The sequence below is a fragment of the Pseudalkalibacillus sp. A8 genome (assembly GCF_045920555.1).
Lineage (GTDB): Bacteria > Bacillota > Bacilli > Bacillales > Fictibacillaceae > Pseudalkalibacillus.
In genome coordinates this window covers 2,066,407-2,090,541 of sequence record NZ_CP174509.1, presented here as the reverse complement: position 1 = coordinate 2,090,541, position 24,135 = coordinate 2,066,407, and the positions used below count along the sequence as shown (strand labels likewise).

Sequence of the window (24,135 nt, the reverse complement as noted above, 5' to 3'; positions counted from 1 at the left end):
CCCGGAGAGGGGCAAGACCCCTATACCTTGTTGTCCGTATTACTCTTCTTCCTTTGATTGCTGGTTCATACTTTGCCTAAAGCGATACGACTCCCCATTTAGTAGATGAATATGCGAACGGTGGGTTAGCCGATCTAGGAGAGCTGCCGTCATTTTTTCGTCCCCAAAGATGCTTGTCCATTCAGTGAATTCTAAGTTGGTCGTAATGATCGTACTGGCACGTTCATATCTACTCGAGAAAAATTGAAATAGTAATTCAGCCCCCACTCTGGAGAAGGGAACGTATCCAAGCTCATCTACGATGATCACATCTAATTTGAGCCACTTCTTTTCTAGCGTATTTAATTGATGTTCTTCTTTGGCCATCAATAATTCTTCCACTAGTTCAGAAGCTGTAATAAATTTCACCTTATATCCATTCTGAATCATTTCGATTCCAAGTCCGGTTGCCAAGTGAGTCTTTCCGGTACCACTATTCCCAAGAAAGATGATGTTCTCATTCTTCTCTACAAATTCTCCTTTTGATAACGTGAGAAAACGATTTCGATTTAAACTAGGCATTAAACTAAAATCATAGGCATCTAATGTTTTTGGGACTGGAAAGGAAGCTTGTTTCAGCCGTCTTTGTTTCTTGTTTTCTTCTCTCTTCTGTAGCTCAATCTCTAAGAGTGCCAGGAGATATTCTTCATATCGCAGGTTTCGCTCTTCCGCCTCTCTTGCGAGAGAACGATAATTTTGTGAGATAGTTGGAGTTCTAAGTTGTTTGGTAATGTGATCCACTAATAATTCTACGTTCATTTCATACGCCCTCCAGTCAACTGTCCGTATTGTTCGACATTCGATTTCTGGATTTTATAGTCTAGTAGACTCGTAGGCATTTTTTCTTTAGATAGATCGTGAATGGGGAAGGATCGATTCATAAGTTTCTGAATCCTATCATGGACCACTTCATAACGGTAAATTTCTGTTTTCTCAGCTTCTTCTAAAGCTAGCGTTAATGTGTTCATACCAATCTCACGATGAAGGAGGAGAAGACGTATAAACTTCCGATCCCCTATGGCTCCTTCTTGTTCCCTCATCTTACGATGAAAACGTCTGAAGACATTTGGAATCTCATCTGATTGAAAGGCATGGGCATCCCGGATCGCTCGTGGTTTCTTCAATAACGCTTCTAAATAATGATTAAGAACAGTGGTCATTTCATTCCGTTCGTAAGAACGAGTGTGTTCTGCGATCACTTGGTTTTGAGCCACAACGATCACACGGTCGACAAAAATTTTGGCCCATACAGCTTGTCCTACATAGCTACATGGAACCGAATATTGATTCGTCTCAATAGTGATTAATGACGTTTTACTTACCTGACAAGAAACAAGTTTACATGCTTCGAACTTATTATTCGGAAGAGAATAGAGCTGCTCTTTTTCTTGTACCCACATCTGTTCAACCGTTTCTTTGGTATAGGGAACCTTTGTCCGACCAGCTTCTTTCAGACACCATTTCTCTAGGTAGTCATTTAGTTCTTCCAAAGACTGTATTTCTGGATATGGGACCAGGGCATTTCTCCTGATATATCCGACAGTTCCCTCAATTCGTCCTTTTTCATTACCGGATCTTACATTACAGAACTCTGCCTTAAAGAGATAATGGGCTTGTAAGGCCATGAAGGCTTCCTGTTCTAATCGATCCCGACCTTTAAGTATTTTTTGAACAGCTGTTTTTAAGTTATCAAAAAGTCCTTCTGTTGGAACGCCTCCAAAGAATTCAAACGCATGGACAAAACCATCCAGGAACGCTTCTTGCTTTTCATGTAGATACGCCCTTACAAACCGTAAACGGCTAGCTGATAATTGAATACAAAAGAGGAAGACCCTTCGGGTTTTTCCCTGAAGGATAATATCGGCTTCTCCCCAATCAAATTGAAACTGTTGCCCGAGTTGAAATTCAAGTGGGATAAAGACTTCTTGCATCTTTTTCTTTCGCTTAGCGACAACCTTTCGAATGTTTGATGCTGATCCTCCAAAATCATATTCATCTACTAATCTTCGATAGATTTTGGCAGCTGTATGCTTTTGTTTTCCCCACCGTTTTAGATCATCTTCAAGCCACTGATCAATTATCGGTAAAACTCGTTTCGTCTCGTCTGAAGACTCCTTGGTTTTATAGACTTTCTGTCGATACAGCGTTGTCGGAGATTCTGATTTCTTAAGATACTTACTGACTGTATTTCTTGAAATCCCCAGTTTTTGGGCAATTTGTCTTTGGGATTGTCCTTCTACCTCGTTCAAATATTTGATACGATGGAATTGAGCCACGTCAATCATCCTTTTCTTCCTCTCTCTATGTAGATGGTTTGGTCACTTTCTATCATAGAAGAGGTTATTGAATTTGGAAATTGGGTGGCTCACTTTTTATGTGATCAAACTCTTGATGAGTGGCTCAAAACTAAATTATCAAATACAAGAAGAACTTTCTTCCCCTTTTATTTGTCTTTATCACAAATTCGTCCTTAACCATTTTCAAGTTCACCTCACTATCTTACTTTCTCTTTTTCTTTTTGAAGTTCTCTTTTGTTAGTCCACTATCAATGGCTTCACAAATCTCATCCCAAGTAATACCACCATCCTTGCGACTTACAACACTTGGGTGGAGAACAATTCCTTGGTTTACTGTTCTTACTTCACCAATAGCCCTTAAATCCATCAACTTCCCCAAAGTTCTGGAGACAAAGTTTCTTTTCACCACAAAAGCTTCACATACATCAGCACGTTTCCAGAGAATTAATTGGCTAGTTTCATCCTCATCTGGGTTATGGCAAAGCACATGTGTTTTCCAGTGCATATTCTCTAACATTTGCATGAAGAGTCCCAGCTCATTAAGTGAAAGCTCTTTTGCTACCTCAGCGAGACGTACTTTGTAAATCTTAACGGTCCTCAATTCTTTGTTATCGAGAGGACCACAAACAAATAGGTCATCTGAAAGCTCTACATAAACTTTCCTACCTTGTTTCACTCGGAAAATTAAGCTTCGCTTCTCCAGTTCGTCAAGAACCCGTCTCACTTGTTTGGTACTCTTGTTTATTAACTTAGCAATTTCTGAGACTCCAATTCTCTCTTTGTTGTGTGTAATCTTGCCTTCATCACCATATTTCATGTATCGAGCTAAGAATAGTAATAACCCTATCTCACCAAGTACTAAACCTTGCTTGGCTTCAGTGAAAAAATCTCTTTTCATAAACACAAACTCCTTTTCTTTGTGCTTTTTTCGTTCTCCCTCATAGTATGTTTTGTTACGTTCCTGTTTGGCTGGTGAAACGAGCTTCCACCCTTGTAAATCGCCTACCTTTGTATCTGGCGTTATTTGACTAGAATACTTAATCACGTTCCTTTTCCCCCTGCTCCTCTAGGAGCTTCTGTTGTTATTTCTTTTGAAACAATGCACTTGAAATGTCCCCTATTTCAAAATTGCACCTCAAATGTCCCCTATTAGCTAAAAAGCGCACTTCAAATGTCCCATATTAAAAGTGGCTTCATACCTACAGCCACAAGGGATCAAGTGACTTTTTATGCTATTTCATTATCTTGGTCTTGTCTCCGACAAGCCCGCTGGGCTTTCCAGTTCATGGTCACTCATACACTTTAATTAGCTCTGCTATCTCAGAGGGTTCCAAATCAAGGGCATTTACTATTTTTTCAATGGTATCCAATGAAATAGTGTTTCTTTTTGTTAGCCTTGAAATATGTCCCTTATCCATGCCCCCACACAATTTCCCAAACTCTTCATAAGTTAAGTTTCTGTTTTTTAATATTTTTTTTAACTCAAATCTAACTACCTTAGCGTTCACAATTAAACACCTCCTTTGTTGTTTTAGATTAATTTCAAGTCAATCTCTAATGAAAAAAAGAGAGACTGGCTTATGAGCCAGCACTAGAGATGAACTTGAAAATGATTAAGTAATTAAGGGAAATAAAACATGATTTAGTAGGAGAGCATTTTAGACCAGCTCCCCAGTGGTCTGTATGAACATTCAAAGAGGTGCACCTCATAGGTGCTGATTTAGTAACTCTTTGAATATGTAGTGTGTTCCCCTCAGCCACCTCCAAGTAAACTGAGGAGAACACTAAGGGAGTGGACACCCCAAAGATAGGGGAGTCTGATTTATTACTGTTATGCTCATTGAGCTAGTAGAAAGGTGTCACCTCCAAAGGTGACTGATGAGTTTTGACCTTTCTGGGAATCAAATTATTTTCCCTGTTCACTAATACCTTTAGTCAAGTGTCTAGTCTCAAATAAGGAGTGTTTATGAGACAGAAAATTACCCTCTCACTAATACCTTTACTCAAGTGTAGAGTCTGGACAAAAAAAAGACCCTATCTAAAAAGATAGAGCCTTACGATATTATTCTCTTTGAAGTTTTTAAGTAGTTTAGATATGATTCTGTATATTCTTTGGTGTTAATAAAACCCATTTCCAGCATCCATTTTAGAACCCGAATGACTTCTTTTTCCGTCATGGATGGTGACACATAGTGCATTACTTTACCTCCTTTTGAATCTCTCCTTGGTTTTATTGTAATGGAGTCAGCTCCAGAGAGCCAGACCTTATTGGTCCAGCTCCTTGAGTTTTACTCTTTGTTCTCTGGCTCAAGGGTAAAAGTGTGCAATTTCCTAATAAAATATTATTATTAGCTTTTTGCTCACTTTGAGATGAATCCAAAATAAAATAAGATGACTCCATAAAGTGTGCAATTTCCTAATAAATAATATTATTAGCTTTTTGCTCACTTTTGAATCTAGTTTCTATTCCATATCATAAAAGAGAAAATAAGGTGTCTATTGAGCTGGAACCTACTTTGACACCTTCTATTTTATTTATTTTGGTTGTTTTGAGGTGTATTTGAGGGGAAGAAACAAGAAAACCCCTGAGAGGTCTCAGAGGGAATCTGTATCAAACACTATTTCCATTTTTGGGTTTGTTCTTGATATGATTGGTTATTGAGATAGCTGAAAATACTACTGCTGTTATGGCTATGATAGTAAATCCTGTTTGTTTATTACTCATGGTCATACCAAAGAGCATAACTGCCATGAATACCAGTGATAAAAGAATATTAATCAATCTGTATCGACTCACTCAATCACCTCAAAGAACTCTGAAGTTAACCATATCAAGGGTTCTGCCATCCCCAGAGTTCAACTCAAGAGCTAATTCAACAGCTCTCTACCTACTGAATTCATCTTATCTCCAAGTAAAAGACGGTACTGTTCACACTCGTTGTATTCTTCTGTAAGAGCGTTGTACTCCTTGTATGAAAAATCAACTCCATTAGCTTTATTAGTTAACGATTTAGTAATCTGTGTTAGTTTATTAACTGATTCAGCAAACCTACTGAGGTAATCCTTAATCACATTGACAATACGAATGTCTTCCTTAGTTCCATCCATTTCAATTAATGATAAGTTTGATTGCAAAACCTTAATATCACTTTGAATCCTAGACCCTTCTCTAGCATACTCCTGAAAGGGAATCCTTTTGAATATGGAGAGTAAACCTCTTTTAAAGACCTTGTCATGTATTTCAACGTGTTTGCTTAACAGCTCATTCATGGTGAGTAGTATTTCTCTCAATTCTTCTTGATAAGTAACTACTTTGTTCATTTAATCCCTCCTTTTAAATAGATATTCTTTAACTAGGAATATTTTCCTTCTGAAACTTTTGCTTGATAAGTACAATTCATTAGTAACCTACATCAGCATGTCCTTCCTTAAATTGTAAATAAAAATATGAAGTGTCTCTGGGGGTTTTGAGAAAAAATATTTTATTAAAAATAAAAATAGTTACCTTTGAACTGGCTCCCCTCCCTAGTTCAACTCATGGGGGGGTGTTCTGAGCTGGACTCTTGGAGCTGTCCCTTGGGGGTGAACTCTCTGGGTCTTTGTGTGAATGGAGTGGACTCTGGAAGGTGGCTCTTGGAGGCGACTTGGAAGGTGCTTCCATTGACAATGTGTGAAAATAATATTTTGTAGAAATGGTTCCATGAGGATGAGGAACAACCCCCTATCCGTATTTTTTTCAGCAAGCACCACACCAAGTTACCCCTTGATCCAGCACTCCAGAGAAGCCCACATAAGCCCTATCAGGTTTCTCATAAAGCAAGGACCATAGACTCTGGCTCATATGGAAGTACACAAAAGGAATACAGGAGGTGTCTGAAGAATCTATTTAAGGACCAAAGGGGGCAAACTAATATGAAACAACTACAAAGGGACATATTGTACTGGCTTAGGGAAAGCAGAAAAGAAAGAGGGATGAGTGTCTCTCAAATTGCTAATAAAGTAAAAAGAGATGTAGGGAAAATAGAGGTTGAGCTGGCTGTTCTAGCTGAGAATAACCTCATTGAGGTAACTGGTCCTAGAGGGAAAATAAAACGAGCAATAATTAAACCAGAAGGAGAAAACTATTTTAAAGAAGAAACAACGATTGTCACAAAAGAATCAGTAAAAGAACAAATTAATGAGTTGAAGAGTCAAATATTATCTTTAGAAATGGAACTTGAAAAGCTCCAAGAGAATCCAACTGAAGAGAACAAAAGGACATTCTTAGAGAAATTAGATTCACTTCAATCTGTAGCAAATGGATTCACACCTTTAGTTAAAGCAGGACTAGAGCTATTCAAGTAAGGGGGCGATATTTTGGAACTCAAGCCAAAAACTAAGCAAATTATTTACATGGCACTCGGTGTATGGGCTGTGCTTTCAGTTCTTGGTTTATTGGCGTTTTACCAATAGATGACCCATTCGAGCTTTCCCCTTGAGCCAGCCTTCTCAGCTCACCACTCAACAAGAGCAATAGACCTCAAGCACCTCACAAGGCTTCTCAGAAGGAATGTGAGAAGCTCTGGAGAATGTATTCCAAAGGACCAAAGGGGGTGAACTAATGGGGAGAGCAAAGGAACAGTACATCGAAAGAGAAGAAAGAGGGAATCACCTCGATAGGTGCATGAAGTGTAATGCTGTACTGAGAACATATGAAGAACGAGAAATAGCTATCTGTGACGCTTGCTACAAAAGAGCACTGGAAAAAGAATAACCTTTTAAGCTGGTCTCTGGAGGTGAACTCTTTGGGTGTTCGTTTGAAGTGGACTCGGAAGGGGGCAATTGGAAGTAGATTCCAGAGGGTTTCTCATAATAATATTTTGTACAAATGGCTCCATGTGTATGTGAAACAGCCCCCTATCCGTATTTTTTCGAGCAAGCACAACAGGAGTACCTTCTGAGCTAGCCAATCACAGGACACTCACAGGAAGCCCACAGAAGCCTTCTCAGCTGTTTCCTCAAGAGTACCACAGAGACGCTGTATGAGCCTTGTATGGACTCATAGGACCGCATAAGCTGGTTCTTTAGTGTATTCCTCAGGGTAATCTAATAACAACACTTACGAGAACCCCTCTCACGTACCCTGTATCAATAGATGTCATCTTGGAGGGGAATACACCTTAATCATCATAGAACCTCTGAGAAGCTCTTGTGTGCATTTCAATGGCTAGTTTGGAGTGGTGTCCTCTGGTGCTGGCTACATCATGGCATAAAAAAGAAGCTAAACCAGCTAAGGTCCAACTCCTAATTCAACCATATCGTAATACCATTCTCTCATGAAGCTTCATTTTTTTCTTTGAGCTTACGATACAATGTAGCTTTACTTACTCCAGTGATTTGGCATATCTCCTTTATTGTCATTCCATTATTGTCCCTATCAGAGCAAAGCTCCAGAGCGTGCTTCATAGCTGGATTCCTCTCTGTCCACTTGGCTGGTCTCCCTTTGTAGGCTCCTCGCTTCTTTGCTTCCTCAATGCCTTCCAGCTGACGTTCCTTAATCATGTCAGCTTCAAATTCAGCTATCCCACTGAGGACAGTTATCATGAGTTTTCCAATAGCTGTGGTGGTGTCTACTTTGTCTCCTCCCATGTTAAGAACGATGAGACCAACACCCTTGTCATTCAATAGCTCAACTGTTGAGAGAGCGTCCTTGGTACTTCTAGCGAATCTATCTAGCTTGGTGACAACAATAGTATCTCCCTCTTTGACCGTCTCAAGAAGTGCTTGGAACTGCTTCCTATTATCAGCTTTTCTCCCAGACTGCTTCTCTTGGAATACCTTCTCAGCTCCAGATTCAGAAATTGCTTTAAGCTGGGCTTCCAAGTTCTGTCCTCTGGAGGACACTCTGGCATATCCATAAATCATTATGTATCTCCTCCCCATTTTTGAGACTCGTAAATGAGACTCTATGAGGTCAATAATATCAACACTTCAAAAGTGTGTCAAATGAGTGTAGTCAAATGAGACAAACTGAGCTGGCTCTCTGGTTGTATCACTGGAGTACCTCTGGAGCTGGACTCAGAAGGGTGGCGACTCCTTCCCTATGGAGGACGTGGTCAACAGAATCCCTTCATATCAAGGGTTCTCTCTGAGGGGTGCTAGGGAAGTGGTCTCCAAGGCTGGTTCTGAGGGTGGGAAGTGGTCAAGTAAATGTCTCTGAAAGGGTAAATTCAAGGAAAGCTCGTGAGGATGGCGGGGTAAGAGCTTTGAACCCAGTCATATCAAGGGTTTCACCTTCCTAGTCACCTCTGGAGACCACCTCTGGAGCTGGTTCATAATATTTTCTAATATTGTTTTTAAGAAAGCGTTCATCATGGGAGAAAATAAATCTATCTGCATGTTTTACTATTTGTTGATTCACTTTTCTTACCTCTTTTGCTCCTATCGTCCTAAATCTTTCTTCTGTTGAGTTAATGTTAAGTGCTAACTGTGTGGTCAACGGGAAAAATCCACCTTCAAATGGAAAGCTAGAATCATCAATTTCAGTATCTAAAATGACTGGGTTATCAGAAGTAATAAAGTATCTACCCTTTGGAGCTATTAGATAACTCCAATTCTGAGAAGCAAGTGTTTCCCCATACTCCACCATTTTTTCTGGTAAGAATTGAACAAAGCAATCCTTGCTAATGTCCATTGAAACCTCATCAAGTTTACCTTCAGACTTTTCAAGGAACTCTTCGTATGTAATTTCTTTGCCACCCACATAAAAGTCTTGTGTGAATTGTTTTATTGAGGTCTTATCAAACCATTCTCCTGCTTTTTTGTGCTTAAACGCTTCTTCTATTTCCTTTATTATCTTATCTTTCATTCCTACAGTTCTTAACTTTTGAGATGATACGTAATAACCAAAATGTTGTTTCATCAAACCCTCTAGAGATTTCCTTTCTTTTAAGTGCTCAATGTATGGCTGATAGTGGGGTTCTATGTCCTTAGCTAAAAAAAGTTCAAAATCATAAAGCTTTTCCCCTTTTTCTTGGTCAGTTACGGTGTAAAAGTCTTTTATTATTGGTACTTTACTAATACTTTGTTCCCTAAAATGCTTTGTATCCTTTTGGAACAACCAAATGTTATTATCTCTAGAAGAGAAATGTTTTAAGTATGTTTTTGGAACAATATGCTGTTTGATAGGTAAACTCATAATTTTTCCCCTTTTAACGATTTTCTTGATTACCTTTTTAAGCAGGTTTTATGATTCACTACTTGAGCTAGTCTCAATAAGTTCCTCTCCAGTAAGTCTCTCCATTTCAGACTTTGCTCTCTTAATCTCTCTAGGGAGGACATAAACATATTCAAGAATCCTATTAGTAAAACCAAACATACTTTCAACTAATAACCTATCAAACTCAACATCATCTCCATGAGCAGCCATATTTCCAAAATCCTTAATTAACGTTGAAATGTCACCTATTAATGGAGGTAAAATACCCTTTTGTTGCAATTCATTCAATTTTTGATGAAGCTGACCATTGACAGCCCCTTTATCTTTGCATACCATTTCAAGTGTTCTTCTTAGTGACATAACACAGATAGTTTTATCTATGCTCTTTACTTTTAGTGCTGACTCATAAGCTCCTTTGATGTTTGATGGTAACATACCTAGTCGAATCCTTTCATTAACTGGAAACAAAACACTGCCATGTTCCTCATAAATATCAAAACCCTCATGATATGCGTCTTCACTGTGCCAATAAGTATGAACTAACTGAATACCCTCACATACTGGACACTGAAAGACCTCAAAAATATCACGATAATGAATATCATAATCATCTCTTAACTCTAGTGTTGTCACATGCTCATACTTATTTAGTAACCTCATTGGAGTCTTATTCCCACAGTGTTCACAGGTCAAAATCTCTGGCTTGGTCATACTCTACACCCCTTAACGTCTTTTACCATTAATTCTACCATTTCCCAGTCTGTATGGTACGATTAATTGGAAAACAAATGGGGGGATGATTGAATGGAAACAACATACAAACAAAACCAAGCCTTTGAGAGGGCTCATAAGGTGGCTCTAGAAAACCCAGACCACAATAAATGGGATACCAGAGAGAGAGAATTGCTTTTCACTAAGAACCCAGAAAAACTCAAGGATTTCATACATTATGTTCCCTATATGGTTTGGTTTCAAGAACTCTTCTCAGCAAGCCAATTACTAATAAAGAAACTCCAAGAAATAAACAATGATATGGAGAATGCAAAAACCAATTTCATGGGTTTATTCGGGAAGACGAAGAAGATAAATAGCCACTTTGATTCCTTGCATTCTCTTACCGATGAGCTGAACAACTTCAGGGCAGATTGTAGCGAATTTCAACAGTGTATCCTCGCGTCACAAATTCACAATAACACTGACTACTCAGACATACTCCAAGAACAAACTCGTTACCTTGACTTAATTGAGTCAAAAATACGTCAAACTGGGGACAGAAAACTTGCTAGTATTAATAACTCTCGTATGCAAACAATAGGGCTAATCCTGAGTCTTACCGCTATTTCCATCTCGGTGTATTCCGTCTTGATTAGCAACTAGTTCATGAATCAAGCCAGTTGTACGGTAGGAAATTATCCTTTTCATACATAACCATTTTTCTTTGCTCTTGGGTCATCATCTGAGAAAGAACTCCCCAAAAATATCTCTTGAAGGACTTCTTAATCTTGTTCAGTTTCTTAGCGAATACGGTAGCCTTGAAAGCTCTAGCTCCAATCTCATCATATTCAATCAAATCAGGGCAATAAAGTTTACCAGCGTGAAGAACCTTTCTCCATAAGCAATAAATTTCTTTAGCTGAATTAATGAACGGTTTCACAGCCATAACGAATGATGAGGGTACTATGGAACCATCTAGGTAGCTGTGGTCTAGTTCTGGCTCCTTATTAACGTTGTATTTATCTTTTTCAGAATTAGCTTGAGAGGGAATGGTTTCTTTCTTCTCAGTATCCCCTTCAGTATGCTCTGTAGCTTGTTTCTCAGCGTCCTCCCGAAGTGACAAATCGAGGTGACAACTAATAGGATTAATGACCGTCACTGAAGCTCCAAAACCTCCAGAGAGTGGTCTGAATTTGCTTATCCTTGTTATGACCCCCATTTCAGATAGACGCTTGAGACAGCGTTGTATGGTTCTCTTGGATAGCTCCAGCTCATCAGCAAGCTTCTGGGTCTTAAGATAAGACACACCAAAATAGACACAGCTGTACTGTGCTAGTTTCCAGAGTACTCTTCTCTCGTTTTCCTTAAGGGGTAAGTTCTCCAGTGCTTCATTAACTGCTTCATCCATCTCTTTAACTGAATCAAATTGACTGTACTTCAACAGTTCCCTCATTAATATGTATCCTCCCATAGCATGAGAGAACAACCCTTAACAAGCCTACCTCTGGTGTGGTAAACTTGACCCTGAGGGTTATCCCTCGGAATTGGTTAAGGAAGTCCCTAGACTCGCCAAAGTTCACAGGGGCTTCCTTTTTATTTTTCTTTCCTTATTCACTTAGTAGCTGGTTCAAAAAATCATCAATTTGAGCCAGTGCTTCATCATCGTTTTCAAAAGTCCAGTTATTGAGAATCAAATCAGCTACAGCTTCATGGAGTTCAGTCTTGGTCATAGTTCTACCCACACCTCCTTATCCAGAGTTCCCTCATCTTGTCCCTTCCTTAGTGATATTTCATGGAGAAAAGCTCTTATGTCTTGGTGAGATAGTCCCAGCTGTTTAGCTTCCACCATAAGTAGAATCCAGCCCTCATTTATGTGTTTCACTGTATCCACCTCTGTGCTCCTGAGCCTTCCAAGGCAAGCTCTGAAAGGTGCTCTGACAACTCATCCTCCAAGGCTTCCAGAAGTTCATCTGTTTGCTCAGAAATATCCTCAAAGACAATGTTGAGAATCTTCTCAAGGAGTACAGAGTGAGCTATTTCCTTTAGTTGTTCTCTGGTAGTATGGACTGTCTCAGTATTAATTGCTCTATTGCCCTCCATAACTGTTACTTCAAGACCAATATTAAAGGCTCTCACGATAAAGTTCTTATCAAGTACCTCAGCTTGCAAAGTGTTTCCCATACGGTTAATCTGTAGCATTTCTATTCCTCCTCGTTATCGTAAACAATGTAGTTTGGCATTACTTCTCCATCAAGTATCTGTCTCAGTCGTTCATACTGTTTTGGTTGTTTGGTAGCTGACACTGATAAGAGCACATCAGCCACCTCTATCTTGACGTTGATTCTGTTACCTTGTTTCCAGAGTGTTATTGGAGCATGGAATTTCATAGTAAGCTCCTCAAGGGATTTGCCTTGTCCAATGTCTCTTTCAGTTCATGATTGAAATAGCCAATGTAGCGTTTTGTCACATGGATACCTCCATGTCTTGCTAACAGCTGAACTTCTCTCAGGTTTGCTCCTCCCTTGAGTAACTGCTTAATGTAGAAATTCCTCATACAATGCGGTGAGAAGTCTCCTTGTAGTCCCAGCTTCTTCTTGAGTCGCTTGAAGAAGTTCTGGACAGCTGACTTGCTCAGTGGTTTCCCTTCTCTAGTCACAAACAGTGCTTCTGGGAATCTGTCTTGGAATTTCCTCTCAAGGTACAGTCTCCAATCAAGCATTTCCCTTGCAAGGGACTCTGAGAGTGGTACTGATTGTGTTTTTCTGCTTTTGCTTGTAGGAATATTGATAAGGTAATCCTTTAGGTCAATGTCTCTCCAAGTGGCTCTTTCAAGCTCTGACAGTCTCAAGCCAGTTCCAGCGAGGAACATCAATAGAGCGTAATTTCTGCGAGCTGTGAAGCTGTCCTCTCTTCGCTTAGTTCTTCTGAGGTGTCTGAGAGCTTGTTGAAGGTCCTCCTCTCTCATAATCTTTGGGGAGTCATCCTGTCTCTGAGCTTTGACCCCTTTGGTGAATAGCTCATCAGTGACCCCTTCATCCTTGAGCCAGCGAGCGAATACCCTCAAGAGCTTCAGCTTGGTGTTGACTGTCTGTGGCTTATTCTCTTTCTCTTCTTGACACCAGATAAGGAACTTCTTGGCTACCCTTGGAGACAACTCCTCAGTGTGTTCAATACCTTCCTCAGATAGCCACTCATTCCATAGCTTGAAGAAATCAACATAGCTCCCCAAACTACTCTCAGTAAGCCCTTCATATTTCTTGTCTTGGATGAAGTCTTTTTCCATCATTTCAATTAACACAAATAAAAAAACCTCCTTCATGTATCTGCTTGGTTTTGTAACCGTACAGCGTACACAAAAGAGGTTTGAGAAGCTCATCATCTGAGCTTTGTGCTTATTTACTTCAAAGTATGTATGGTGACCCGTACTGGGCTCGAACCAGTGACCTCCACCCTGTCAAGGTGGCGCTCTCCCAACTGAGCTAACGGATCATTTTTAGCGGACAAGTATTACTATACTTATAAACACCGAAATTGTCAACGTTATTTTAAAAGAAATTTGGCAATAGGTTGACCTTATGGACTTCGGCCAACCTACATTATGCATTAACCGATTCTCTCTTCTTCGTCTCGTTTCCGGATCTCTTCCTCTTTTAGATTTTCTTCACGATCTCGGATACGGTGAGCTAATCGGCTTGAAGCATTGGCAGCTAAACTTGCAATAAGGTCATCTAGAAAAGTATGGACGCCTTTGCCATGTTTCGTATCCAACTTTTGAATGATACCGACTTTTTGCTTATCAAGATGGCCGAATGTTGTAATCGCGATGCTTCCATATCCATAAACGGCACCCATTGCAATCGTTTCATCGATACCGAACAAGCCTTCATCTGTTTCAACAATCGATTGAAGCGGCTCAGACAACTTGTTCTGTTCAGCCAATTTATCCAGTTCAATACCAACCAACAAGGCATGTTGCATTTCTCTCTTATCCAAAACCGCTTCGACACTTTCAATACAATCATCCATTTTCAACGTGGGTGCGTAAGGACTTTGCATGTCGTAAACGATTTCCGCAACATCCATGATACTGACTCCGCGTTCCTTCAAAAGGTTCATTGTTGCAGCTTTCACTTCTCTGCTGTGAATACGTTTATTCATTGTATGTCTCCTCTCTCTGCGAGTTCCATTGCTTACACTTAAATTCATTATATCATTTATGATAGAATGTATCTCAGATTAAAATGTGTGCTTTTCATTATGGAGGATGATTTAGAGATGAAACAAAAAGGTACCACTGAAGACAGAATGATCAATAGTGAAATATTGAATGAGGAAATCAAAATGCTCGTCTACCTTCCTCCATCCTACACACCTTTATTGAGGTACCCTGTGTTGATTGCACAGGATGGAGATGACTATTTCAGATTAGGAAGGTTAGCGCGTACTTCTGAAGAGTTATTTGAAGAAGGTGAAATTGACGAATTCATCATTATCGGGCTTCCATACAAAAGTGTAAAGGACCGCAGGAGGAAATACCATCCATCCGGTGAACAAAATACTCAATACGTACGTTTCCTTGTCAATGAACTCGTGCCATATATTGAAGCCGAATTCTCTACCCTCGAACTTGCAAGTGCCAGAGTTTTGGTTGGTGATTCCCTTGGTGCTACTGTTTCTTTAAAAACCGCTGCAGCCTATCCACGGACGTTTGGGAAGGTCATCCTTCAATCACCATACGTAGATGAGAGTATTTTGAAAGAGGTTTCGGAAATCAAGGATTCTTCGCTTCTCTCCATTTATCATGTTGCAGGAAAGCAAGAGACCGAAGTAGAAACGACGAATGGAGAGGTCAAAAACTTCATTGAACCGAATCGTGAACTGAATAGGCTTTTTTCGGAACGATCTTTGGAATATCATTATGAAGAATTTGATGGAGGCCATAGCTGGAAATACTGGCAACCGGATATTCCAAAAGCTTTAAGATATATGTTTTCAGAGTAATTCTGCGTATAGGTTATTGTATATAGTATGAAATAGTAAGAAAATTTGCTATAATAGATTGAGTTCATACTTGTTATTTAGTAAGAGGAGGGTAATTATGAAATACGGCATTGCGATTTTTCCATCAAAAAAACTACAAGACCTTGTAAATTCATATCGTAAACGTTATGATCCTCACTATGCATTGATCGCTCCTCACTTGACCCTAAAAGAACCATTTCATGTCGAGGACGAGACCGAATTGAAAGAATTAGCTCAACAAGTCCATGAAATTTCTGATAATATCCAACCGTTCACCCTACATGTATATAAGGTAGGATCATTTCATCCAGTGAATAATGTCATTTATTTCAAAGTCAAAGAAGAAGAAAGATTGATGAAGCTTCATGAACAATTATATCAAGAAGAACTGTACAGCGAACGTCCGTATAGCTTCGTTCCTCATATAACACTTGCTCAAAAGCTCTCAGACGAAGAGCATCATGATGTTCTGGAATCGCTCAAAATGATGGATATCGACCATTCAGAAGAGGTTGATCGTTTCCAATTATTATATCAACTTGAAAACGGCTCTTGGACGGTATATGAAACCTTCCATTTAGGAAAGGTCCGCTGATCAATTTGAAAGTTGAAGTTGTCAAATCCGACCGACAATTAGAGGATGCCTTCACAGTACGTAAGAAAGTATTCGTTGATGAACAAAACGTGCCTGAGGAAGAAGAAATTGATGATTACGAGCAAGAATCCATTCATTTCGTCCTCTACAGCGAGGACCATGAGGCTATCGGCGCCGCAAGATTGCGGTTTGTAGAGGATTATGGAAAAGTGGAAAGGGTTTGTATATTCAAGGAATTCAGAGGTACAGGAGCAGGTAAAATGCTGATGCAGAAATTAGAGCATACAGCATCTGATAGAGGTTATAAAAAGTTTGTCCTTTATGCACAGACTCATGCCGAAAAGTTCTATCGACGTTTAGGTTATCACACATACTCAGATATCTTCATGGATGCAGGAATACCACATGTAGCGATGAAAAAAGAAATTTAAAACGACCTTGGAAGGTCGTTTTTTATTGTAAACATATCTTATTCTTAACTCTCAGCAGGCATTTTACTGATGTGGACACCTTCATCTTGTTTCCATTCTAGATGGAATACTTCTTCATAATGGTCAATGTGATGTTTTTGAAGGGTCTTCTTCAACCATGCTTCGTCAAATCCTGCCTTCTTCAGGTTCTCCCAGTCGACTTTTCCATCATTAATGAATGTAAATGGCAGATAAACGGGCTTTTGCGGCAGCCCCATATCCGAAAGCGTCGGGTTTTCGTATTCCGGTTTTTTCATGACACTGACAGAGCCATCTGTTTCGATTATGGCAAAGGCTACCTCTCTGATAGAGAATACACCTTTTTGCCGCAGTAAATTTTGCAGCTGATTCACATCCATTTTGTTTTTTTTCATTTCTTTTTTATCACAATGACCATCTCTTATGACGATAGATGGACTTCCTTCTAGAAGTTTCCTTGACCCACGGAACTTTTGAGTGAAAAATTCCATGATAAAGATCAAAGAACCCCACAACCCTATAGCAAAAAGAATGGAGCCGGCATTTACTTCATCATCATAAATCGCATTCCCAACTAGTTCACCGAGAACGACAGCTGAAATGAAATCGAAAATCGTAATTTGAGCGAGGGATACTTTTCCCAATATTTTTGTCATAAGAAATAGAGCAATAAAACCTACTATTAGTTCCGTTGTAGTGGATAAAATATGCATATGTCCTTCCATATGTTCCTTCCCCCCTCATTGCATGTTTTCTTAGTATGTACGTATTCATTAGGGGTTAAACGCTCCTGGATGACCAAAATGAAAAAGCCTGCCGGCTGAATTGCCAACAGGACTCGGAACTGTTTTTTATGAACGGATTATTCTTCTAGTAACATGAAACATGGAGAATAATCCTTGATTTCATAGGTTATCCGTTTATCTTCAATACCTTTGATGATATAGGCATAAAGGGCGGTCCGGTATAGTGACCATATCGATAATGATGGTAATGTTACCTCCCACTTTTCACACATATCTTTCATGAATACCTCAAAACTGCACCCATCTTCATATTCTTGAAGGGTTTCATACATAGTCGCAACGATTGATACGTGATGGTCATAATTCCGAATCAGGGTTTGAGCAGGGTTTGCTTCATATATACCATGGCCTGGAACCATCCCTACATTGTTCAGTGATAAAAGTTTTTCAATAGTAGCCAACGTAGCATCCGCATCAATGATAAATGGAATCCGGTGTTTATCCAGTTGATCAGCCCCAAAATAACCATCTGCTGCGTACAGGATGTTTCCAGCTCTGACGCCGAGTTGATTGACACTATGCCCCGGTAATGCAATCAGTTCAACTTCAATAGAGCCGAAGTACATTAATCCCTCTGAAACGATATGATCAATTTCAATAGGCGGTGCCTCCAAAAATTTGTTACGCATCTCATCTAACGGGCGATTCCCTTGCATGAGATACATCGGTTCCAACACAGGGTTCCGTAGTATTGTTTCTTCAATTTGTGGTGCCAAGGTCAGTATGTTTTTTTTAGTCTGGAGAAATTTTGCCCCACCATAATGGTCTGCATGAGCGTGTGTTATAAACAAATGGGTGATTGGCAGCGACTTTTCGTCCAATTGCCTGATAATATGTTTCATCACTTGTTTATCGATTCCAGTATCAATCAGGACTCCAAAATCGCCTTCATTGATATAACCGACATTGACAGGGCCTTGAAAATAATAGCATCTGTGATCAATTTGACATAGTTTCATTGTCCATCGCACCAATCTTTTTTAATAAAGGAGTTGTCAAACGTTAATATAGAGTTCTTTTAGAAAATTGCTTTTAGAAATAAAATAGGAAATGAGAAATGACTCAGTATGAGTCAAGTCCATTTCCTATATTACTTCGTTTATATTTTGCCCTTTTCCTGTTAACTCAGAAAAGATTTTTTGAAAAGATCGATGGGGATCACTGATATGCTGGAATTGTTAGGAGTAATCCTTGCTTTTATCGGTCACATTTTTAAACGATATCCGCTCAACTGGATACAACTGTAATTTTGTAGTGGTATAAGAAGATTCAGTACGGCTTCCGTAAATCAGTTTTTGATCTGGAACGTAAGGTGGTACATAACCCATCTTTTCACCTGCTTTACTTTTTCTTTCCATCACTCCGGAAAACTTATTCTTAAATTTATTACCCGGTCATTCGTTCACTGAAACCTTTTAAGATTTTGTAATATTCAAAATTTTCGTGGTTAAGAGTGTTTTATGGGTAGAGCTTTCAGAAATTTATCGAAATTTGATTCATAGCTCTCGCCCTGTAATCTTCTTTTTGAAAATAGACGAACGCTTCGACTGCCACACTGTCCTCGAATTGCTTTTGGATCGGAATCTGAAAGTCAGTCAAGGAAATGGTATGATTGACAGGTATTTGGAAATCATACATTGATGCAATCCAGATTTCCCCTCTGGATTTGGCTTCTTTAGCCCACTCATTATCCAAATAAACCCATTGGATGCTTTCTTGCGCTTCTGGATTAATATTGCTTTGTTCCAAGGAACTGATTTTTCCTTTCAAATTCGTATAATCGGCAGGCTGGAATCTGAAACATACTAGCGGATTCTCTAATGGTTTCTCTCCGGTATTGGTCATGTGGAAACTTCCATGAATCACATAGGATTCATCATTTTTACAAATCACACTATAATTGAAATAGGAAGATAGCTGATAATCTGCTTGTTCCTTTTCTTCTGTTTCGGTCTCGACCTCTTCGGGTGTATATTTCTGTACCTTCACTCGTTTTTCTAAACTTTTGATTTTCGATTTGTAGCTTTCGATTTGTTTTTCCTTTTCATTCAATTCTTTCTCAATCGCTTCTAACAACTCTTCGAATCCTTGAACTTTCTTTTCCATAGCCTGGAGATTAGACTGAGAGACCTCAATCTTTAATTGATCCAATTCACTCTGTAATTGGTTTACTTTATTTTCTTTAGTTTCCAGTTGGCGTTCCAAATCATCGTTTTCCAACGCTTCTTTCAATTGTTGTTCAAGCTGGTCTATCTTGTCTTCAGCAAACAATAGTTTCTTTTCCAATTCTAATGATTTTTCCTGATAAAATTTCGTTCTGGAAGCTAAGCGATCATAGCTTAGTTCTTTTTGAGAATTCATTACGACTCCCTCCTGACAGGGCATTTACATCTATCTTATGTATATCAAGTCTGAGACTTTACAAGAACCTAAAATTTAAGAATCTGACCCTGAGCCATCCTTGATTGCTGAATGCTTGCCCCTGCTTAAGATTCATATAACAGCTTATCCATCTTTAAGTAAAAGCATGAGTTGAACTGAAAATAAGGCTTGGTCACCTCAAAAATCACTTCTGCCTTCCTCACCTAAAGCATACGAAGCAAATAAAATATAAGATGATTGTAGTTAAACCATGAGGTGATATAAATTGAACATTTGTGTTGTAGGGTGTGGGTATGTAGGATTGACAACAGCCACGGCCCTCTCCCATTTGGGGCATGATGTTACCGGTTTAGATATAGACAGTAAAAAAATCGAGTCGCTCAATAATGGGATCTGTATAATTCACGAAGACGGCCTGGAATCAATGCTTCAAAGACAAATTGAGTGTGGCACACTTAACTTTTCAACCAGTATTGACGAATACATGCAAAAAAGCGAGGTCATCATCATAGCAGTAGGGACTCCATCAAACGAAACAGGACAAACCGATTTGAAATATATCGAACGGGTTATAGAAAGGATTGCATCAACAAAACCTGACCACCAAGTTCAGCCGATCGTGATCAAAAGTACCGTTCCACCTGGAACAAATGAATATGTCCAAAACAGATTAATCCAATCTGGAAGAGACAGCGAGAGTTTCTCGGTGATATCCAACCCGGAATTTTTACGAGAAGGCTCAGCACTATATGATCTATTACATCCCGATAAGATAGTGGTTGGAGGCACAGATCCCATAGATCTTGAATTGATACGTAAAATGTATGCTTGCCTTCCTTCCCAATACTTCTTCACCACACCAATCACTGCCGAAATCATCAAGTATGCATCCAATGCATTTCTTGCAACAAAAATTTCATTTATCAATGAAATACAGAGAATTTGTGAAGCGTATAGAGGTGATGTCTCGATCGTAGCTGAAGCAATCGGTTGTGATCCAAGGATCGGTCCCCATTTCTTGAATGCTGGTTTAGGTTATGGAGGGTATTGTTTACCAAAGGATATTCAGTCTCTAAGCCATTCTGCAATTGAAAAAGGGGTTGTTCCAAGTTTATTGCATGCTGTCGAACGGGTGAATAATTCTCAAGTGGATAATTATATTGACATGCTTGAAAAAAATATAGGTAATCTGAAAGATCGTAAAATTTCGATTTGGGGACTTGCTTTCAAGCCAAATACAGATGATACAAGAGATTCTCCTTCATACCGCTTAATCGATAAATTGTATGAAAAAGGGGCTGTATTGACAGCTTATGATCCTGCTGCAACCAACACTTCAAAACATACAGCATTTTCAAAAAATCAGTATGAGTCTGTAAAAGGTTCAGACGTGCTCATCATAGCAACAGATTGGAAGGATTTCATTGATGCAGATTGGAAAAAGGTAAAGGAACAGATGTGCGGGGCGACCATATTAGATGCACGAAATTGTTTGAACCCTTCAGCCTTACGCTCGGCTGGTTTGAAGTATTTAGCATTAGGCAGACATTAGATCAGGGATTTTTATTCTGAAAGGGTCAAAACAAATAGGCGGATTTCCCGCCTTTTAATATTTATATACATGATACTTTTCCAAAGCATAAAAAAATGGAGCGAGGTCACTCGCTCCATTTTTTATACTTTTTTAAATTTGAGATCGTCGAACGTTACACAATCCTCTACTTCGATTTCGCCTTCATCAGCACAAACTACATCTGAATCAAAGATGATTTTGCCTTTATGGTTGATCAATTGGAGCTGGAACAACGTATCCGAGTCACTATCAACGACTGCAAAGTTGAAATCAACTGTTCTTCCATCAACTTTACCTGTACCGCTGACGATCAGTTTCAAACCTTCTTTTGTTTCTTCGCAGCATAATGTCTCTTGATCGAATGTTTTTGCAATAAAGTTGAAGCTTTGTGAACCATCGTCGGTATCAGAATCCCTGAAACTAGCCTTCAATTCACTGTCAACCAGACTGCAGTCAGGGCAGATATTCACTAGTACGGATAAACGACCATGCTCTGTCGCCTCAGGTCCAGTCTCCCCACTCGCTTCACCTTCTGCAGTACAATCACAATTCGGTCTCGGGAAGATACCTGGACATTGTTCTGGAAATTGTACCTTAGGACATCGGTCATCGATTACATCTTCTTCTGCTATAAGGTCATTGTCTCTTGGTGAACAGAATTTCGCTAAGACTTCAAGCTTGACTTCTGCTTCTACTTGGATATCGAGACAGAATGTAATCTCTAAATCAAAACGGTCTGACGCTGGAGTGTTAAGAAGTACCGTCCCAGTCGGAATTCGGCAGAAGATCTTTGATACTTTACAGAAAAGGTCTGTTCCATCAGGAAAGCAAAGTACAAAAGATTCAAACACTGAAGCATTGACAAGGGCTTTCGTCACCACACAGCCATGTCTATCTACAACAAGCACCTTGACATCAGTACTTATTAAAAGCTCCACTAATTGTGCATCAATGAAACCACCGTTCGTAGAAATCGTTACATCACGCTTTTCCCCCACTTGTTCACAAATGAAACCTAAATCATGTTCGTGTTTGTGGTCGTGGTCGTCGTGGTCGTGATTTTCATTTCCATCGCTAAGAGGGAATAATGGAGGTTGTTTCGGCGGTTCACAGACGAGACGCAAGGGGCGGCGACTAGGGTCATCCATCGCTTCTTCTATCTCTCTGAGCTGTTCTTGAGTGAACAATACCGTCTTTTTGACGGTAAGTGCATCGGTTACCCAGTCGTACACTTTCTGTACGCGAATACACTCATCCTGCAAGCTGTTGGCAGCTTTAGGTATGTCGTGTTTTTTCTTACTCATAGTTTCCCTTCCTTTCTTCATCATGAACTGAAGATTCAATACATACTATGGGAATACGATAACCAATGACACAAAGATTAATGCCTATTTTTAAAGGAGGGAATGCTGTGTACAGCGTTTCATTTAATAGAAAAGAAGTATGTAAACTCCCACTGGAGGATTTTCTAGTACTCAAACAAATAGCTGTTTTCTGGGGATTAAGCTGGGATGATACAAAGAATGAATTGATTGGTAGATTATCAGACCATACAATTCGTATCATAGGATTGAATAGAAAGGAACTTAACCGATTGGACCGCTCGCTAGAACATACACAAGCCATCTTAAAAACACATCCATGCCATGCGGATCTGACACTGTCAATATTTAAGGAAACGGAACCTGAGCTTACTATAAAAATAGAATCCAATAACAAAGTGTATAAATTCGAAACTGCCAATAAACCATACCAATCGGTTTCAGATATGATTTACAAGCGATTCGAACCAAACATCTCTACTGAAGCGAAAATTTATTGGAACCCTGTCAATTGTATGGATATCACTGAATGGCTGGCATATTTGATTTTACAATCTAATGAAACTACTGACATTCTGCAGGACGTTCCTTCAAAAACCTATGAAAAGCTTTTGAGAAATATCCTGGTACCGATCAATCCATTTTTATCATCTTATCAGCTTAAACATTACTGGCCGGAAATTCCGACATCGAGTAATTTAAATGAACTACAATCCAGAGAACCGATTAACCCTTTCAAAGGGAAGAATAGTGTTCCTTCCACACAGATTAATCCTTTTAAAGAAAAACCGAAAACATCATCAACAACCATCAATCCATTTAAACAAAAAGCTGATGGGAAGAAAAAAAACGGTATTAATCCATTTTTCAAAAATTAGAACACCTTCCCTTCCTTGTACGAATAAGATGCATTATCAGATTATCGGGGTGAGTGACTTGAAAAAAGAGGATGTTATCGAGCTATTTAATTATGTGAAGAAGAAAAGAATTAAGGAAAATAATGCCCATCTTTTTACAAAAACCAAAAAAACATCGGGTTGTAAATCTTGTGGAAAAGTAACATGGAAACCAAATCGATGATCACCATTAAAAACCAACACCTATCAAAAGGAAGTTGGTTTTTATTATTTATTTTTTCAAATATCCATTTTTGAATAAATAGTTCATGATTTGTTTTACACACACGTTAGGAGACATCATTGTAGTATCAACAATTATTTCTGGATTTTCAGGATGTTCATATGGATCCGAGATGCCTGTGAAATTTTTTATTTCTCCCTTTAAAGCTTTTTTATAAAGCCCTTTTGGGTCGCGGGCTTTCAAAGTATCTAAATTACATTTCACGTAAACTTCGATGAACTCATCTTTATTGACTAAGTTTCTGACCAAATCCCTGTCTTTCCGAAATGGAGATACAAAGGTTGCCAGGAGAATGACCCCAGCATCAACGAATAACCGTGCTACTTCTCCAACTCTACGGATATTTTCTTCCCTGTCTTTCTCATTGAAACTGAGGTCTTTGTTAAGGCCCATCCTAATATTATCTCCATCAAGTATATAAGTGGAAATATTGTGACGGTATAATGTACGATCCAGGCGGTTTGCAATGGTAGACTTCCCAGACCCTGACAATCCTGTGAACCAAATGATGAAGCTTTTATGGCCGTGCAGCAATTGCCTCGCCTTCTTAGGTACATCCTGTTGATGCCAAAATAAATTCGAAGACATTCTTTGCACC

General features: G+C 39.2%; 28 protein-coding genes and 1 tRNA gene. 8 read left to right on the top strand and 21 right to left on the bottom strand.

Annotated features, from left to right (window positions below):
- Positions 1 to 39: 39 nt before the first annotated feature.
- The 5 genes from istB to ACJROX_RS10875 all read right to left on the bottom strand — a co-directional run bounded on the left by istB (position 40) and on the right by ACJROX_RS10875 (position 5,657).
- A complete protein-coding gene (gene istB / locus ACJROX_RS10895) occupies positions 40 to 798 on the bottom strand; it encodes an IS21-like element helper ATPase IstB (protein WP_408008060.1) in 759 nt (252 codons plus the stop codon).
- A complete protein-coding gene (gene istA, locus ACJROX_RS10890; RefSeq protein WP_408008059.1) occupies positions 795 to 2,324 on the bottom strand; it encodes an IS21 family transposase in 1,530 nt (509 codons plus the stop codon). Before istA ends, istB begins: the two co-directional genes overlap by 4 nt.
- 214 nt (positions 2,325 to 2,538) lie before the next feature.
- Positions 2,539 to 3,381 (bottom strand): hypothetical protein, encoded by an 843-nt coding sequence (locus tag ACJROX_RS10885; RefSeq protein ID WP_408010781.1) that lies wholly within the window; start codon positions 3,379 to 3,381, stop codon positions 2,539 to 2,541.
- A 244-nt stretch (positions 3,382 to 3,625) separates the two neighbouring features.
- A complete protein-coding gene (locus tag ACJROX_RS10880; protein WP_408010780.1) occupies positions 3,626 to 3,844 on the bottom strand; it encodes a helix-turn-helix domain-containing protein in 219 nt (72 codons plus the stop codon).
- A gap of 1,360 nt (positions 3,845 to 5,204) precedes the next feature.
- The gene (locus ACJROX_RS10875) at positions 5,205 to 5,657 is read right to left on the bottom strand and encodes a hypothetical protein (RefSeq protein ID WP_408010779.1); all 453 of its coding nucleotides are present in this window, start codon (positions 5,655 to 5,657) and stop codon (positions 5,205 to 5,207) included.
- Between the two features lie 591 nt (positions 5,658 to 6,248).
- On the opposite strand from ACJROX_RS10875, the gene ACJROX_RS10870 reads away from it, so the two are divergent.
- A complete protein-coding gene (locus tag ACJROX_RS10870) occupies positions 6,249 to 6,680 on the top strand; it encodes a hypothetical protein (protein ID WP_408010778.1) in 432 nt (143 codons plus the stop codon).
- Between the two features lie 256 nt (positions 6,681 to 6,936).
- Positions 6,937 to 7,089, top strand: a complete 153-nt coding sequence (locus ACJROX_RS10865; RefSeq protein WP_408010777.1) for a hypothetical protein — start codon at positions 6,937 to 6,939, stop codon at positions 7,087 to 7,089.
- Positions 7,090 to 7,649: 560 nt separating this feature from the next.
- Here the strand turns inward: ACJROX_RS10865 and ACJROX_RS10860 are convergent.
- The 3 genes from ACJROX_RS10860 to ACJROX_RS10850 form a co-directional block, all read right to left on the bottom strand.
- Entirely contained in the window at positions 7,650 to 8,240 is a 591-nt protein-coding gene (locus ACJROX_RS10860; RefSeq protein WP_408010776.1) for a recombinase family protein, read from the bottom strand.
- 373 nt (positions 8,241 to 8,613) lie between these two features.
- Positions 8,614 to 9,513: a DUF4238 domain-containing protein gene (locus ACJROX_RS10855; RefSeq protein WP_408010775.1), complete on the bottom strand. Its 900-nt coding sequence runs from the start codon at positions 9,511 to 9,513 to the stop codon at positions 8,614 to 8,616.
- Positions 9,514 to 9,561: 48 nt separating this feature from the next.
- A complete protein-coding gene (locus tag ACJROX_RS10850) occupies positions 9,562 to 10,245 on the bottom strand; it encodes a DUF4145 domain-containing protein (protein ID WP_408010774.1) in 684 nt (227 codons plus the stop codon).
- A 93-nt stretch (positions 10,246 to 10,338) separates the two neighbouring features.
- On the opposite strand from ACJROX_RS10850, the gene ACJROX_RS10845 reads away from it, so the two are divergent.
- Positions 10,339 to 10,911: a hypothetical protein gene (locus ACJROX_RS10845; protein ID WP_408010773.1), complete on the top strand. Its 573-nt coding sequence runs from the start codon at positions 10,339 to 10,341 to the stop codon at positions 10,909 to 10,911.
- 1 nt (position 10,912) lies between these two features.
- Here the strand turns inward: ACJROX_RS10845 and ACJROX_RS10840 are convergent, their stop codons facing one another.
- From ACJROX_RS10840 to ACJROX_RS10810, 7 genes are all read right to left on the bottom strand, one after another.
- Positions 10,913 to 11,701, bottom strand: coding sequence for a helix-turn-helix domain-containing protein (locus ACJROX_RS10840; RefSeq protein WP_408010772.1), 789 nt, complete (start codon positions 11,699 to 11,701; stop codon positions 10,913 to 10,915).
- Positions 11,702 to 11,855: 154 nt separating this feature from the next.
- Positions 11,856 to 11,978, bottom strand: a complete 123-nt coding sequence (locus ACJROX_RS10835; protein WP_408010771.1) for a hypothetical protein — start codon at positions 11,976 to 11,978, stop codon at positions 11,856 to 11,858.
- A complete protein-coding gene (sinI, locus tag ACJROX_RS10830; RefSeq protein ID WP_408011632.1) occupies positions 11,975 to 12,130 on the bottom strand; it encodes a DNA-binding anti-repressor SinI in 156 nt (51 codons plus the stop codon). The genes ACJROX_RS10835 and sinI overlap by 4 nt, the downstream gene beginning before the upstream one ends.
- Positions 12,127 to 12,447 carry a hypothetical protein gene (locus ACJROX_RS10825; protein WP_408010770.1) on the bottom strand — a complete coding sequence of 107 codons (321 nt, stop codon included), beginning with the start codon at positions 12,445 to 12,447 and terminating at the stop codon, positions 12,127 to 12,129. The genes sinI and ACJROX_RS10825 overlap by 4 nt, the downstream gene beginning before the upstream one ends.
- A 184-nt stretch (positions 12,448 to 12,631) precedes the next feature.
- Positions 12,632 to 13,546 carry a tyrosine-type recombinase/integrase gene (locus tag ACJROX_RS10820; protein WP_408010769.1) on the bottom strand — a complete coding sequence of 305 codons (915 nt, stop codon included), beginning with the start codon at positions 13,544 to 13,546 and terminating at the stop codon, positions 12,632 to 12,634.
- A 115-nt stretch (positions 13,547 to 13,661) separates the two neighbouring features.
- Positions 13,662 to 13,737 (bottom strand) — tRNA-Val (locus tag ACJROX_RS10815).
- Between the two features lie 114 nt (positions 13,738 to 13,851).
- Positions 13,852 to 14,406, bottom strand: a complete 555-nt coding sequence (locus ACJROX_RS10810) for a phosphatidylglycerophosphatase A (protein ID WP_408010767.1) — start codon at positions 14,404 to 14,406, stop codon at positions 13,852 to 13,854.
- A gap of 117 nt (positions 14,407 to 14,523) precedes the next feature.
- On the opposite strand from ACJROX_RS10810, the gene ACJROX_RS10805 reads away from it, so the two are divergent.
- From ACJROX_RS10805 to ACJROX_RS10795, 3 genes are all read left to right on the top strand, one after another.
- Complete coding sequence (locus ACJROX_RS10805; protein WP_408010766.1) at positions 14,524 to 15,249, top strand: alpha/beta hydrolase; 726 nt, start codon at positions 14,524 to 14,526, stop codon at positions 15,247 to 15,249.
- Positions 15,250 to 15,346: 97 nt separating this feature from the next.
- Positions 15,347 to 15,865, top strand: a complete 519-nt coding sequence (locus tag ACJROX_RS10800) for a YjcG family protein (protein ID WP_408010765.1) — start codon at positions 15,347 to 15,349, stop codon at positions 15,863 to 15,865.
- 5 nt (positions 15,866 to 15,870) lie between these two features.
- A complete protein-coding gene (locus tag ACJROX_RS10795; RefSeq protein ID WP_408010763.1) occupies positions 15,871 to 16,296 on the top strand; it encodes a GNAT family N-acetyltransferase in 426 nt (141 codons plus the stop codon).
- Positions 16,297 to 16,340: 44 nt separating this feature from the next.
- Here the strand turns inward: ACJROX_RS10795 and ACJROX_RS10790 are convergent, their stop codons facing one another.
- From ACJROX_RS10790 to ACJROX_RS10775, 4 genes are all read right to left on the bottom strand, one after another.
- Entirely contained in the window at positions 16,341 to 17,027 is a 687-nt protein-coding gene (locus ACJROX_RS10790; RefSeq protein WP_408011631.1) for a DUF421 domain-containing protein, read from the bottom strand.
- A gap of 149 nt (positions 17,028 to 17,176) precedes the next feature.
- Positions 17,177 to 18,079 carry an MBL fold metallo-hydrolase gene (locus tag ACJROX_RS10785; RefSeq protein ID WP_408010762.1) on the bottom strand — a complete coding sequence of 301 codons (903 nt, stop codon included), beginning with the start codon at positions 18,077 to 18,079 and terminating at the stop codon, positions 17,177 to 17,179.
- 219 nt (positions 18,080 to 18,298) lie between these two features.
- Positions 18,299 to 18,478, bottom strand: a complete 180-nt coding sequence (locus tag ACJROX_RS10780; protein ID WP_408010761.1) for a hypothetical protein — start codon at positions 18,476 to 18,478, stop codon at positions 18,299 to 18,301.
- Between the two features lie 115 nt (positions 18,479 to 18,593).
- Positions 18,594 to 19,481 carry a hypothetical protein gene (locus ACJROX_RS10775; RefSeq protein WP_408010760.1) on the bottom strand — a complete coding sequence of 296 codons (888 nt, stop codon included), beginning with the start codon at positions 19,479 to 19,481 and terminating at the stop codon, positions 18,594 to 18,596.
- Between the two features lie 286 nt (positions 19,482 to 19,767).
- Between ACJROX_RS10775 and ACJROX_RS10770 the strand changes: the two genes are divergently transcribed.
- Positions 19,768 to 21,054, top strand: a complete 1,287-nt coding sequence (locus ACJROX_RS10770; RefSeq protein ID WP_408010759.1) for a UDP-glucose dehydrogenase family protein — start codon at positions 19,768 to 19,770, stop codon at positions 21,052 to 21,054.
- Between the two features lie 122 nt (positions 21,055 to 21,176).
- Here the strand turns inward: ACJROX_RS10770 and ACJROX_RS10765 are convergent, their stop codons facing one another.
- Complete coding sequence (locus ACJROX_RS10765; RefSeq protein ID WP_408010758.1) at positions 21,177 to 22,379, bottom strand: hypothetical protein; 1,203 nt, start codon at positions 22,377 to 22,379, stop codon at positions 21,177 to 21,179.
- A 107-nt stretch (positions 22,380 to 22,486) separates the two neighbouring features.
- On the opposite strand from ACJROX_RS10765, the gene ACJROX_RS10760 reads away from it, so the two are divergent.
- Complete coding sequence (locus tag ACJROX_RS10760) at positions 22,487 to 23,275, top strand: hypothetical protein (RefSeq protein ID WP_408010757.1); 789 nt, start codon at positions 22,487 to 22,489, stop codon at positions 23,273 to 23,275.
- Positions 23,276 to 23,525: 250 nt separating this feature from the next.
- On the opposite strand, the gene cysC is transcribed toward ACJROX_RS10760, so the two are convergent.
- A complete protein-coding gene (gene cysC, locus ACJROX_RS10755) occupies positions 23,526 to 24,125 on the bottom strand; it encodes an adenylyl-sulfate kinase (RefSeq protein ID WP_408010756.1) in 600 nt (199 codons plus the stop codon).
- Positions 24,126 to 24,135: the final 10 nt, after the last annotated feature.

Excerpts from the sequence above, each read along its gene's own strand:
- ACJROX_RS10865 (WP_408010777.1), top strand. The coding sequence starts at position 6,937 with ATGGGGAGAGCAAAGGAACAGTACATCGAAAGAGAAGAAAGAGGGAAT.
- ACJROX_RS10855 (WP_408010775.1), bottom strand. The coding sequence starts at position 9,513 with ATGAGTTTACCTATCAAACAGCATATTGTTCCAAAAACATACTTAAAA.
- ACJROX_RS10835 (WP_408010771.1), bottom strand. The coding sequence starts at position 11,978 with ATGACCAAGACTGAACTCCATGAAGCTGTAGCTGATTTGATTCTCAAT.
- ACJROX_RS10840 (WP_408010772.1), bottom strand. The coding sequence starts at position 11,701 with ATGAGGGAACTGTTGAAGTACAGTCAATTTGATTCAGTTAAAGAGATG.
- ACJROX_RS10875 (WP_408010779.1), bottom strand. The coding sequence starts at position 5,657 with ATGAACAAAGTAGTTACTTATCAAGAAGAATTGAGAGAAATACTACTC.
- ACJROX_RS10800 (WP_408010765.1), top strand. The coding sequence starts at position 15,347 with ATGAAATACGGCATTGCGATTTTTCCATCAAAAAAACTACAAGACCTT.
- ACJROX_RS10805 (WP_408010766.1), top strand. The coding sequence starts at position 14,524 with ATGAAACAAAAAGGTACCACTGAAGACAGAATGATCAATAGTGAAATA.
- ACJROX_RS10860 (WP_408010776.1), bottom strand. The coding sequence starts at position 8,240 with ATGATTTATGGATATGCCAGAGTGTCCTCCAGAGGACAGAACTTGGAA.
- ACJROX_RS10845 (WP_408010773.1), top strand. The coding sequence starts at position 10,339 with ATGGAAACAACATACAAACAAAACCAAGCCTTTGAGAGGGCTCATAAG.
- ACJROX_RS10850 (WP_408010774.1), bottom strand. The coding sequence starts at position 10,245 with ATGACCAAGCCAGAGATTTTGACCTGTGAACACTGTGGGAATAAGACT.
- ACJROX_RS10785 (WP_408010762.1), bottom strand. The coding sequence starts at position 18,079 with ATGAAACTATGTCAAATTGATCACAGATGCTATTATTTTCAAGGCCCT.
- ACJROX_RS10870 (WP_408010778.1), top strand. The coding sequence starts at position 6,249 with ATGAAACAACTACAAAGGGACATATTGTACTGGCTTAGGGAAAGCAGA.
- cysC (WP_408010756.1), bottom strand. The coding sequence starts at position 24,125 with ATGTCTTCGAATTTATTTTGGCATCAACAGGATGTACCTAAGAAGGCG.
- ACJROX_RS10780 (WP_408010761.1), bottom strand. The coding sequence starts at position 18,478 with ATGGAAAGAAAAAGTAAAGCAGGTGAAAAGATGGGTTATGTACCACCT.
- ACJROX_RS10775 (WP_408010760.1), bottom strand. The coding sequence starts at position 19,481 with ATGAATTCTCAAAAAGAACTAAGCTATGATCGCTTAGCTTCCAGAACG.
- istB (WP_408008060.1), bottom strand. The coding sequence starts at position 798 with ATGAACGTAGAATTATTAGTGGATCACATTACCAAACAACTTAGAACT.
- ACJROX_RS10765 (WP_408010758.1), bottom strand. The coding sequence starts at position 22,379 with ATGAGTAAGAAAAAACACGACATACCTAAAGCTGCCAACAGCTTGCAG.
- istA (WP_408008059.1), bottom strand. The coding sequence starts at position 2,324 with ATGATTGACGTGGCTCAATTCCATCGTATCAAATATTTGAACGAGGTA.
- ACJROX_RS10810 (WP_408010767.1), bottom strand. The coding sequence starts at position 14,406 with ATGAATAAACGTATTCACAGCAGAGAAGTGAAAGCTGCAACAATGAAC.
- ACJROX_RS10790 (WP_408011631.1), bottom strand. The coding sequence starts at position 17,027 with ATGCATATTTTATCCACTACAACGGAACTAATAGTAGGTTTTATTGCT.
- ACJROX_RS10825 (WP_408010770.1), bottom strand. The coding sequence starts at position 12,447 with ATGCTACAGATTAACCGTATGGGAAACACTTTGCAAGCTGAGGTACTT.